At 46.1% G+C, this 11,799-nt stretch carries 9 protein-coding genes; 4 read left to right on the top strand and 5 right to left on the bottom strand.

All coding sequences use genetic code 11. The features are described from left to right. Window positions 1–3: 3 nt before the first annotated feature. Genes KP014_RS14590 through metK form a run of 3 tightly spaced genes read left to right on the top strand, consistent with a single transcriptional unit; the run spans window position 4 to window position 2,948 of the window. Window positions 4–1,212: a radical SAM protein gene (locus KP014_RS14590; protein WP_216700362.1), complete on the top strand. Its 1,209-nt coding sequence runs from the start codon at window positions 4–6 to the stop codon at window positions 1,210–1,212. A 17-nt stretch (window positions 1,213–1,229) separates the two neighbouring features. Then, complete coding sequence (locus tag KP014_RS14585) at window positions 1,230–1,688, top strand: hypothetical protein (protein ID WP_036588914.1); 459 nt, start codon at window positions 1,230–1,232, stop codon at window positions 1,686–1,688. Between the two features lie 42 nt (window positions 1,689–1,730). After that, window positions 1,731–2,948 carry a methionine adenosyltransferase gene (metK, locus tag KP014_RS14580; RefSeq protein ID WP_036588911.1) on the top strand — a complete coding sequence of 406 codons (1,218 nt, stop codon included), beginning with the start codon at window positions 1,731–1,733 and terminating at the stop codon, window positions 2,946–2,948. 133 nt (window positions 2,949–3,081) lie between these two features. On the opposite strand, the gene KP014_RS14575 is transcribed toward metK, so the two are convergent. After that, window positions 3,082–4,239 (bottom strand): MFS transporter, encoded by a 1,158-nt coding sequence (locus tag KP014_RS14575; RefSeq protein ID WP_036588908.1) that lies wholly within the window; start codon window positions 4,237–4,239, stop codon window positions 3,082–3,084. 134 nt (window positions 4,240–4,373) lie between these two features. Between KP014_RS14575 and KP014_RS14570 the strand changes: the two genes are divergently transcribed. After that, entirely contained in the window at window positions 4,374–5,249 is an 876-nt protein-coding gene (locus KP014_RS14570; protein ID WP_036588905.1) for a LysR family transcriptional regulator, read from the top strand. Window positions 5,250–5,317: 68 nt separating this feature from the next. Here KP014_RS14570 and KP014_RS14565 read toward each other — a convergent pair whose 3' ends face one another. From KP014_RS14565 to KP014_RS14550, 4 genes are all read right to left on the bottom strand, one after another. Continuing rightward, window positions 5,318–7,426: an S-layer homology domain-containing protein gene (locus KP014_RS14565; RefSeq protein WP_090834698.1), complete on the bottom strand. Its 2,109-nt coding sequence runs from the start codon at window positions 7,424–7,426 to the stop codon at window positions 5,318–5,320. A 473-nt stretch (window positions 7,427–7,899) separates the two neighbouring features. Continuing rightward, window positions 7,900–8,985 carry a sensor histidine kinase gene (locus tag KP014_RS14560; protein WP_051499365.1) on the bottom strand — a complete coding sequence of 362 codons (1,086 nt, stop codon included), beginning with the start codon at window positions 8,983–8,985 and terminating at the stop codon, window positions 7,900–7,902. Continuing rightward, complete coding sequence (gene vanR / locus KP014_RS14555; RefSeq protein ID WP_036588900.1) at window positions 8,978–9,676, bottom strand: VanR-ABDEGLN family response regulator transcription factor; 699 nt, start codon at window positions 9,674–9,676, stop codon at window positions 8,978–8,980. The genes KP014_RS14560 and vanR overlap by 8 nt, the downstream gene beginning before the upstream one ends. A gap of 134 nt (window positions 9,677–9,810) precedes the next feature. Continuing rightward, on the bottom strand, window positions 9,811–11,772 hold the full coding sequence (locus KP014_RS14550) for a peptidoglycan D,D-transpeptidase FtsI family protein (protein WP_343222990.1): 1,962 nt from the start codon (window positions 11,770–11,772) through the stop codon (window positions 9,811–9,813). Between the last annotated feature and the right edge of the window lie 27 nt (window positions 11,773–11,799).

Genomic DNA, 11,799 nt, shown 5'->3' with positions numbered 1-11,799 from the left:
GTTATGGATAAATACAATGATGTATCCCCTTTTGTCATTATCAAATCGGATGTTACCCGCAGGTCCTTTATCTATACGGACCGGGCGCTGGGAGCGCTGGACAAAAGCAAGCATCAGTATCAGCAAAGAGTGCTGATCGGCTCCAACGGAGGTGAGAACGCCGCCGTTCCGGTCTCGCTCCTGCTCAGGGACGGAACGTCGATTATCGGCATGCCTTCCAAGACGGCCAAGAATCCTTACGTGGTAGATCAGATCGACGGCAAGCTGGTTCTGACCGACCAGGGCGAAATCGTGGAAGAGGTACACTATTGGTACAAACCGGATTATTATGACAAGTTCACCAGCTCCGGTACTCCGATGTGGCAGGTGGCCTCTTCCCGGCCGCAAAGGCTCGACATTGATCCCAACAGCCACTGCCACTTCTGGAACAAAGGGAACGGCTGCAAATTTTGCAATATCAACGCCAACTCCGCGCAAAGCGAGAAAGAATGCAATATGTCGAAGCAGCTAACAGCGCAGGATGTATACGAGACGGTGAAAGAGGCTCTGAAGCAGCCAGGCGCTTTTACCAATCTCAAAATGAGCTCCGGCTCCATTCTCAGCGGCGCGGAAATATTCGATGACGAAGTGGATATGTACATTGAAATGCTGCAGGCCGCCGGAGACAATTTCAAAGACAAGAAATTCCCCAGCACAATAGTTGCCTCGGCTTTCAGCGAGAAACAGCTGGCTAAACTTTATGAGAACACCGGACTGATGACCTACACTTCGGATATTGAAATCCCGAACGAGGCGTTGTTCGCCTGGATTTGCAAAGGCAAGCATGAGGAAGTCGGGTATGCCGAGTGGAAGCGGAGAATCATCCGGGCCGTCGATATTTTTGGCGCCGGAAATGTCAGCAGCGGTATCGTCGGCGGATGCGAAATGGCGCAGCCCCATGGATTTACCAATGAGGATGACGCCTTGAAAGCTGTGCTGGAAGAGGCGGAGGATTTTGCGAGCCAGGGGGTTAGCATCGTCCACTGTGTGTGGGTGCCCATGCATGGTTCGGCCTTCCATAACCAACAGAACCCTTCACTTGAATACTATGTGCGGTTGGCCAAGGGCTTAAGCGACTTAAGAAAGAAATACCTTTTGAATGTCGATATGGACAACTACAGAAAATGCGGCAACCATCCGGACTCGGATCTGGACAGAGGAAATTTAGAATAAGGAGGAACGATGAGCCCATGTCTATTTTAAATGATAGAATTCAAGCACTTCTTCAAGATCCCGAGGCGGCCAAAGTTCTGGCAACCGTCGATAATCAAGGCATCCCTCATATCGTATCGGATAATACCATTACGGTAAACGACGAAGGACAGATTATTTATCTTGAGCTGATCGAAACGTCCCGGAACAGTGTGAATCTCGTGAACAGCATCTGGTTCAAGCGCAAGGTCGCTATTCATCTCTCCAAGGGAGAAGAAAGCTATCAGATTAAAGGCTATCCGGCCTACTCGGTGATTTGTGGCCCGGTGTTTGAGCATTACTACAAGCTCTCCCTGGAAAGAAATCCGGAGTTCGATTTATCTACAGTATGGATCATTGAGCCCGATGAGATTACGGATGATACTTACGCTGCCCGCAAAAATAAAGAACGCGAGAAGCATCCGCTTATTACGCATCTGGATCGGCTGGCAAAATAGTTTCGGCAGCAGTATACAATCTTTCAGTTGGAGGCTAAGCTTATGTCTGTAAAAGGTAACTATCTCTTTACATCCGAATCTGTAACGGAGGGTCATCCGGATAAAATATGCGACCAGATTTCCGACGCTGTCCTGGACGCATTTCTGGAGAATGATCCCCATGCCCGCGTTGCCTGTGAGGTCTCCGTGGCTACCGGTCTTGTGCTGGTCATTGGAGAAATCAGCTCGAGGTCCGGGTATGTGGACATCCAGTCCATTGTCCGCAATACGATCAGGGAGATCGGCTATGAGCGGGCCCAGGATGGTTTTAATGCCAATAACTGCGCAGTGCTGGTCTCGCTGAATGAGCAATCCGCCGATATCGCCATGGGTGTAAATGCCGCTCTGGAACATCGGGAACCTGCGGCGGTGGCGGAAGAAACCGCGAATATCGGAGCGGGCGACCAAGGATTGATGTTCGGATTCGCCACCAATGAGACACCGGAACTAATGCCGCTGCCTATCGCTCTATCCCACCGGATCGCGCGCCGTTTGTCTGAAGTCCGCAAGAACGGATTGCTGGACTATCTGCGTCCCGACGGAAAAACACAGGTAACGGTTGAATATCAGGACGGCAAACCGAAACGTATCGATACCATCGTCGTTTCCACCCAGCATGCCGAAGAGATTTCCCTGGAGCAGATCCAAGCGGATATCAACGAGCATGTCATTTTGCAGGTGGTACCGCGTGAGCTGCTTGATCAAAACACGAAATATTTTATTAACCCGACCGGGCGGTTCGTCATCGGCGGACCTCAAGGGGATGCCGGTCTGACCGGACGCAAAATCATCGTTGATACCTACGGCGGTTATGCCCGCCACGGCGGCGGAGCCTTCTCCGGCAAGGACCCGACGAAAGTGGACCGTTCCGGAGCCTATGCCGCCCGTTATGTCGCCAAGAATATTGTAGCCGCTGGCCTCGCCGATACATGTGAAATTCAGCTGGCTTATGCCATCGGAGTGGCAAATCCGGTGTCGATTCACGTCGATACCTACGGGACAGGCCGCATTGGCGAAGACAAGCTGGTGAAGCTGATCCGCGACAACTTCGATCTGCGTCCGGCAGGCATTATTGCGATGCTGGACCTTCGTAAGCCAATTTACAAGCAAACCGCAGCCTATGGTCATTTTGGCCGGAAGGATCTGGATCTCCCTTGGGAGAGAACGGATAAAGCCGAGCTTCTGAAATCGCAAGCAGGCCTGGAAGTATTTCAGAAGTAAAAATAGAATGGCTTGGCTTTAAAATGAAGACACCCGCATATCAGCCGGACACCGCATTCAGGCGTACGGAGGATAGCGGGTGTTTTGATTTCCCGGGAGTGATACAATCTTGCCTGCGTTCAGACCACTTGCTTTATGCAGTCACTCGTTTTGATTGTGCAACACGACTTCTTCTTCCCCCAAGAAAATAATTACTGCTTAACGCCAATAAAATAAAACCTACCGTCGTAACCACGATGCCGGACCAATGAAAATGTCTCCACAGGATTCCAGGAATCCACGCGCCCAAGCTTCCCCCTAAATAAAAGAAACACTGGTACAAGGAAGTGGCCGCACCCTTCGAATGAGTGACAACATCCGTTATATACGCAGTGGCTGAAGATTGGGAACAAAATTGGCCTAAAGTCAGTATCGAAGCGCCTAAAATAAGCGCATATGGAGAAGGAATCAACGTAACCAATATCCCTGTTGCTCCCACAAGGTGTCCGACGGCAATCGTTGCTCTTCGGCCAAACCGGTTAGAGACCATCCCGGTAATTAGCGAAGATACAATGCCCCAAATATACGTAAGATAGAGAAGCGAGGTTTGGGCGACTGAATAATTAAAAGGCGCTTGACTGGCGTAAAAAGGCAAGTAATTGAAGAATCCTACAAAAGCGAAAAAATGAGAAAATCCAATAAAGAAAGTTGAAAGCAAAGGCAGATTTTTGAAATGATCCGTGAAGTTCTGTTTACCGCTTTTTATCTGCCCAGTCGATTCCGATAAAAAGAAATAGATCAAGAGACTGACGACAGTTGTCATAACCGTTGTTACAAAAAAGAACCATTCCCAATTGAAGTGTTCTGTAATAAATCCGCATAATACCCGTCCTAGAAGTCCTCCTGCCAATGTGGCGCTAACATATGTGGCCAGCACCATCCCTTTTTTCTTAATGGGAAATTCTTCAGCCGCATAGGTCATTAGGATCGTCGTTACTCCGGTGATCAAGGTTCCCTGTACAAATCGAAAGACAAGCAGCCAACTGAACGAATGGGTAAAAAACAAAGCCAGACTGGGAATGATCAGAAGAAGGTTTGAGACCAATATCACTTTTTTACGGTCCCACTTATCTGAAAATACAGCCAAAAACAGCGATGAAAACACAATGCCGAGTATCGTTAACGAAATCGACAAGCTGGCCGTTGAAATGGATATGCCAAATTCCTGCATGAATAATGGAAGAACGGGCTGTGGACCGTAGATGATGATAAAAGCGTTGGTCACGGAAAGAAAAATAATGAGCAATCTCATGAAAAGGGACACTTCCTTCATTCAGGCTAAAATTCATTCTTAAATTGAATCTTAGAGCCTTCATGAATAATTGTAAAATACAATATATCGTGATTTAATATTAATAAAGTTGATATTTTGGAGCGTGTTGCGCCATGGACACATTAGGAATCGAAGCTTTTCTTTCTATTGTAAGACACGGTAGTTTAACCGATGCCGCCAGCTCCTTATTTATATCCCAGTCCACCCTAAGTCACCGGTTAGCACAACTGGAACGGGAAGTCGGGATGAACTTAATCGACCGTGGAAGAGGACTCCGAACATTATCGTTAACTTCCAGCGGGCAGGAATTTTTAGTGCTGGCCAGAAGATGGGAGGCACTTGTTCAGGAGACCAACCAGATCCGTACCCGTACAAAACATTTGACACTTTCGATCGGAGCGGCAGATAGTATTCAAACTTACGTCCTCCCTGCCATTTACAAGGAACTAAGCAAATGTTCAAAACAAATCGAGATTCGCATTCGCACTCAGCAATCAACGGAACTATACCAATTGCTGGAGCGCGGTGAGATCGATATTGCTTTTGCTAATTTAGAACAGCCTATGCCAAATATGCTTGTTAAAAAGTTCCTTGCTGAACAAATGATTGTTATAAGTAAAGGAAAATTGCCGGTTGCAAACAACACCTTAATGGATCACGAGTTAGATACGTCAAATCAGCTGTTTTTTGAGTGGAACACATCATTCCGGGCATGGTATGACAGGTGGATTGGGGAAAGAGATTACCCGACTATCCGTTTAGATGCTGCTTCACTGATCGAAACATTCATGGACCGTCCTGAAAAATGGGCAATTGTTCCGATGTCTCTGGCACGCCGGTATGAAAAAACAGGCGAATTCTTTATGTATCATCTGGAATCCCCTCCGCCTGAACGGGTTTGCTATCAGATTCAACCGCGTAACCCTAGGTCGAGCGCTGTAGAAAGTCTGCGAATATTAGATTCGTGTATTCATGCTGTCATGCATTGAACATACGAAAGAGGGCGTCCCTAGCCATTACATGGCTTATGGGACGCCCCGTTTGTGGAAAGCTGCTGTTATTCCGCTCGCTGCTGCAGCAGCCCCAGAATGATGGTTACAGCCTCCGCTCTTGTAACACTTTGATTTGGAGCAAACCGGTTCTGACCGATTCCGTTCACAAGCCCCGCATCCTTAATCGCTGCGATATAAGGAACCGCCCATTTCGGAGCATCCTTGGCGTCCGCAAAAGTCAGCGCCGCTTTAGGATTCACTTCGACCCCGCCAGCACGGACAATCATCGCCGCCATTTCGGCTCTCGTGATGACCTGATCGGGACGGAAGGTGTTATCGTTATAGCCAGCAATAATACCCGCGTCCAAAGCTTGCGCGATAAAGGATTGCGACCAAGCCGGAATTTTGCCCGCATCTTTGAAGCCCAGTGACTTCCCAGTATCCGGATGTTTCACAGCACGCATCAGGAGAGTAATAAACTCTGCCCGGTTGACCGTTTGGTTCGGACGGAAGGTCCCGTCCGCATATCCTTTGGCAAATCCAAGCTCTACGGCCTTGTTGATTGCAACTGCTGCCCAGTGCCCGTCAATATCCTTCAGTGTTACCGCTGGTTTGGTTGGCGCCGGCGTTGTTGGTGCCGTTGGTGCCGTCGGCGTAGTTGGTGTTGTTGGTGCCGTCGGTGTTGTTGGCGCGGTCGGTTTCGTTCCTCCACCTTCAGTATTGTTGGGGGTGTCAACGTTATTACCGGAATTGGAAATTTTTTGAATACCAAACTGGTCAACCAGATACGGCGCAGCTTTATCCACATTCTGGTCAATTTCATACGTAAATGCCGTCAGCTTGCCGCTATCAATCGTTATGCCGACGAAGTTCTGTACCTGACTGCGTTTTGGACGGGTGGCGTCGCTTGGGTCCGGGCCGTATTTCGCCGCATGATTTTCTTCCGCACGCTCGAACAGATCGTAATACTTATCTCCAAGCTCTGGTTTCTGGTTCTTGTAATAGACCTTCGGTCCCGCTGTCGCCGGGATCAGATAGATCGTGCCATCCGGGTTTACCGTGTATTCCACCGATTTGCCGTTCTGCGATTCGATGAATTTCGAGGTTGCGGCAGCGGTGTTATCGCTCTTAATCGGCTTGGTGCGGGCGTAAATATGGTCATGCCCCTGAAGGACAAAATCAATGTCCAGCTCTGCCATCAGCGGGGCGATCTTCGTCCGCACTCCGTTTGGTCCCATGATGTCGCTGTCGGTCGCATGGTTCGATGTCGTGTACGGTCCCTTGTGAATGTTCACAATAATCCACTGGGCGCCCGCCGCTTTGGCTGCTTTCACATCACTTTTCAGCCACTCTACCTGGGCATTGGAGAAATCCGCATACTCCTCCGAGTTCTCATTCGAGTTCAGCACCACAAAATGCGCGTTGCTGTAATCATAGGAGTAATACGCTCCGGTTTCTGTAGCCGAGCCTGCGACCGGTTTGATGTCAAAATGCTCAAAGAACGCATAGTTCTCGTCTTCATGGTTGCCCGCAGCCGGCACAATCGTTGTATTCAGCAGGCTTGGCCGGGAGTGGCCCAGCAGCCAGTTCCACTGTTCTTCCTTGATTCCGTTATCGACAATGTCGCCGTTATGGACCACAAAGTCAGCATCCGGAACCGTCGCCAACGCTTTGGACAACGTTTCGGAGGAAAGGATCGCTTCATCCTCGCTCTTCGCCTGCGTATCAGCTAGGTCGATGAACGTGAAGGCTCCGCCTGCAGGCGCCGTCTTGAACGTTCCCGCTTCACTCCACACATTCAGCGCGGCGTCCCCCACGCGGAAATAATAAGCGGTGTCTGCCTTGAGGCCGGTTGCTTCCGCTTTGTGCACATTTTCCAGAGGAGAGTTTGTAGATACCTGGGTTATTCCCTTGAACGTAAGGCCGGTGTCAAACTCCGCTCTTCCATAGGTCGCTTCAATAACCTGTACAGTGCTGTCTTGAGAAGCCTTTGGTGTATACCACGTGAACCCCTTGGAGGTCTTGGGGTCGCCATTGAACGTAACCGTCACCTTGCTGACGGATACCGCAGCATCCGAAGACTCCGCTGCCAATACAGGTCCTGCCAAATTCAAAGACCCCACCGCCAACAGAAAAGTCAGCAGCATAGCTGTTATGTACTTTACTAATCTCATCCTAATCTCCTTCTATAATCTTATTTTCGTCACTGGGGACAATAGGATAATTTTAGCAATTAAGCGTAAATAGAATGTTAGATCGGTATATTGATTGTGTAAATCTTGGAAAATGCACAAAAAAAGAGCCCACAGCATTAATTGCTGTGGGCTGGTTGTTTATGGATGGGGGAATTATGATGGATCACGAAAGCTGCCAAATGAAAGACTGAAAATCCTTATTTTTATTAGAATTATGTCTCATAAAAAATGATAAGAGAGTACGGATTTGTTCAACAGCATCCATATTGGCTCATAGAAATCGACAAATCCTCTAACAGGCAAATTGGCTTGTATACGTATTATTCACGATAATACAGTAGTATTTCCGCCAATGTATATTTTTAAGAGTATGGTTCCTTACTTACTATTGCATAAATATACAGCTGAACCGGGAACAAGGGTGCTTGTTATCCGTTGCGCTAACAAGAACCTTACTTTTCTATACGGGATTTCTTACGATTTTCTTGCGAACGGGGCAGCTCTATGGAAAAGCATATTTGATTGTCAGAGCTTGATGCCGAAATGCGGCCATGATGCAATTCAACAATTTGTTTTGCAATCGCTAGGCCGAGTCCGGCACCTCCATACTGTGTTGATCGTGAGGAATCTAATCGATAAAATTGTTCGAAAATGCGCCCAAGTTTTTCAGGCGGAATGGTATACCCGCTATTCATAAAATAAAGCTTCACCGTGGAATCCGATAAATTAGCATGAATTTGAATTTCACTATGATCAAAGCTATAGTAAACAGCATTGCGTAATAAGTTATCAAATACGCGTTGCATTTTATCTACGTCACACGTCAATTCAATTTCGCTTGGTAAATCTAAACGATACGTGAGATTTTTGCCTGAAAGCAGGGGATGGAACTCAAAAAGCATTTGTTCGAGCATTCGGTTTAAGTGAACGGTGCTATAATTTAGCGAAACATGCGCCAAATTGAATCGCGTAATATCAAAAAATTCGTTAATTAATTCATCTAAACGTTCAGCATTTTTCAATGTTACCTGGATATAGCGATCATGCATTTCATGAGAGATTTGTTTTTCATCGCGTAACAGAGTTAAGTAGCCAATGATGGAGGAAATAGGCGTCTTTAAATCATGCGCTAGATACACCACTAAATCATTTTTTCGTTGTTCAGCTTGCCGCGCAATGTTATCTTTTTCTTTTATGCTTGATTTTATTTGATTGATTTGATCTTCTGCCTCTTTTAAAACAGAGGGTAAGACGATTTTTTGTGTATCTGGATTGTCAATCGATTCTAACCTAGCGGCAAGCGAAGATAAATAAGAAATAAGTTGCTTCCATTGAATACATACGATGAGAAAGGGGCTTGCAGCGAATGCAATGAAACCCAATTTGAATAAGTTGTAATTTGAGAAAGGTAGGTATGGATAAAACCAAATGAAGAAAAGCGCGGCACCAAAAATTAATGTGAAACTGATTAATAACGATATTAGAAATCGCTGAAGCATTCGCTTTGTTATGCGTTTTTTTATCTGTTTTTCATTCAATTTTGTAACCAACTCCCCATACAGTTTTGATGAATCTTGGCTTTCGTACAGGCTCTTTTAGCTTCTCACGCAGTCTTGCAATATGTGCCATCACCGTATTATTGTTGTCTAAAAACTTTTCGCCCCAAATTTCTTCGAAAAGTTGTTCAGACGATACAACTTTTCCTTGGTACTCGCATAAATGCCACAAAATCGAGAACTCCATTGGTGTTAATGTCAATTCTTCACCATATAGGGTACAAGTATGGGTTTCTTTATTGATCACAAGCCCTCGAATATCATACTCTGCACGTTCTTTTACTGAAGCCTGGCTTTTCTCGTTATATCTTTTATACCTGCGTAATTGAGTTTTTACTCTCGCCATCACTTCCAAAGGGTTGAACGGCTTTGTAATATAATCGTCTGCACCGATTGTAAGTCCTGTTATTTTATCCGTATCTTCTACCTTGGCTGTAAGCATAATGATCGGATAAAAAAATTGTTCGCGAATTTTGCTGCATAGCTTGAATCCGTCAATATCAGGCAGCATAACATCAAGAATGGCCAAATCGAATTCCATCTGTTCAATTTTCTTCAATGCTTCTGTCCCACTATGAAATTTATAAACAACATAACCGTCATTTTTCAAATATACTTCCAATAAATCTGCGATGTCTTTTTCATCTTCTACGATTAAAATGTTTACATCCACTTGCTATTTCACATTCTTCCATCTTGTATTTGAAAATGGATATTCACTTTTGATTACCCCTTTCTTGTTTATTATATGCCAAGGGATTCGCCGTTGCACGAATGAATGAATTCCCTCTAGTAAACGAAAATGAGCTATTCCTTTAGGAGTTTGGGTGAACCATCCAGTCCGTAAACTTCATCATAGGCGTCGAAGATCTTTCGGGCCACTGGCGCAGCGCTTGAACCATAACCGCCTTCAGGTATGACGACAGCGACGGCAAGTTTCGGTTTTTCACGGGGGGCGAAAGCAATGAAAACACCATTCTCTAGCCTTTTTCTTTGACCGTCCACGTAGATATCTTGCTCCGATGTACCTGTTTTTCGTGCAAAATCAAATTTGAAATCGTCAAACGCTCGAAGTCCCTGCGTGTTCATACCGGCTATCACTTCCTCCCAATATTGCTCGGAAAATACTACTGTATTTAATACCTCGCGCTTGTATTGCTTAATGACTTGGCCATTTTGATCTTCGATCTTGCTGACAAGCTGCGGCTTGATGCGCTCACCTCGATTCGCTAGGGTGCTTGCATATTGCGCCAATTGAAGGGTTGTATATTTCCCCGACTGACCGAATGATGCATACGCCATAGCTGCCAAATAACTTCCTGCCTGTTCAATATTATTATATTCGACGGTTCCAACGTGCTCATAGGGCAACCCGGATTGAGTCGAAACGCCTAAACCGAAATCCTTCATATATTTGTCCCAAATTTCAATGGATTGGGATCCATACTTGGCATAGAGCTTTTCCCCGATCCAATCGACCATAAAAGCGTTAGAGGAATGCTCAATTGCTTGTCTGGCATTTATCTCTCCAAACGCTCTTCCCCCGGCGTTCCGAACTCTTGAATTATCCTTTCCAAAAAAAGCAGCCCCCTGGTCGTTGTAATGATCGTTAGGACCAAACAATTTCTCATTGAGCCCAATTAATACGGTTAACGGCTTGACCGTAGATCCCAGCAACACCAGTGATTCTAATCTGTTACCGGATCGGCCGGAGGAATAAGGTGATATGGTTCCGTTCCTGTAGTGATTCAATACGGTGCTCCAATCATCGGAACCGTGTTCCCATACATTAGGATCATAGTCAGGTATGCTGGCCATAGCTACGACGTTGCCTGTATCCACTTCGAGGGCTACTGCATAGCCCGTCTGGGCGCTCGGATGTAATTTTCCCGAAACGGGATGGGTACGAAGCCATTGTAATTGATCGACAATGGCCTGTTGCGCAGCTACCTGAATATCCTTATGGATAGTCGTATGAACATTGTAGCCTTTCTCGGGGGATATCATCGTCGGCACGCCGTCAACCATGTTTCGCGGATTAACCGGAATCCTCATGTAGCCGTTCTTTCCACGCAGCATTTCCTGAAACATCATCTCCAATCCGTCTACCCCAACCTTCTCCCGCTCCGTATACATAAGCCCCGGGTCCTTCAGAGTCTTGTTCTTTGCATCCAACTCTTTATATTTATTGATTTCCTTCGTTCCTCGAAACTCCTGCAAATAGCCGATCGTCTGGACTGCAACTTTATCAGGGTTGTATTGCCGCCCACTTTCTTCTACGACTTCAATGCCAGGGTATTTACTTTTATGCTCCATAAAATAAGCAACTTCTCTAGCTGTAAGATTTGCTTTTATTCGACGTGGTGCATAACCAGGCTGCATTTTATAATCAAGATCCATCGATTTCATCACGTCTTCGATCGTCAGTTTGTCTGCTGTAGTTTCAATATATTGATTTAATACTTTGACGATTTCCGTCGCTAGCTTTTCAACCTCCACCCGATTCTTCTTTCCTATATCAGATGAACTGTAGTCCTTGAGGAGCGTAATATACAATGCTTGCGTTGACGTGGAATAAGCAAGTCGTGTTCCCGAAGCATCGATAATGCTGCCCCTGACCGGCTCAAGCGGGTAATTTTTGACCTGTCCGATCGTTTCCAAATCTTTCAGGCCAGGTCCTTCTACGAGTTGAAGAATGGCCAGACGTATAATGATGGTACAAAATAAGAGGAATGTGCCAAAATAAAATACATTTACTCTCAAGTTCATGGTGTCCTTGTTTTTTATTCGAGTTCG

Source organism: Paenibacillus sophorae, assembly GCF_018966525.1.
GTDB lineage: Bacteria > Bacillota > Bacilli > Paenibacillales > Paenibacillaceae > Paenibacillus_AQ > Paenibacillus_AQ sophorae.
The sequence above is the reverse complement of the archived record's forward strand: the minus strand, read 5'-3'. Positions and strand labels throughout refer to the sequence as shown.

Bases quoted from the DNA above. Each gene is read 5' to 3' on its own strand.
- KP014_RS14550 (WP_343222990.1), bottom strand. From the start codon at position 11,772: ATGAACTTGAGAGTAAATGTATTTTATTTTGGCACATTCCTCTTATTT.
- KP014_RS14575 (WP_036588908.1), bottom strand. From the start codon at position 4,239: ATGAGATTGCTCATTATTTTTCTTTCCGTGACCAACGCTTTTATCATC.
- KP014_RS14585 (WP_036588914.1), top strand. From the start codon at position 1,230: ATGTCTATTTTAAATGATAGAATTCAAGCACTTCTTCAAGATCCCGAG.
- KP014_RS14590 (WP_216700362.1), top strand. From the start codon at position 4: ATGGATAAATACAATGATGTATCCCCTTTTGTCATTATCAAATCGGAT.
- KP014_RS14570 (WP_036588905.1), top strand. From the start codon at position 4,374: ATGGACACATTAGGAATCGAAGCTTTTCTTTCTATTGTAAGACACGGT.
- KP014_RS14565 (WP_090834698.1), bottom strand. From the start codon at position 7,426: ATGAGATTAGTAAAGTACATAACAGCTATGCTGCTGACTTTTCTGTTG.
- metK (WP_036588911.1), top strand. From the start codon at position 1,731: ATGTCTGTAAAAGGTAACTATCTCTTTACATCCGAATCTGTAACGGAG.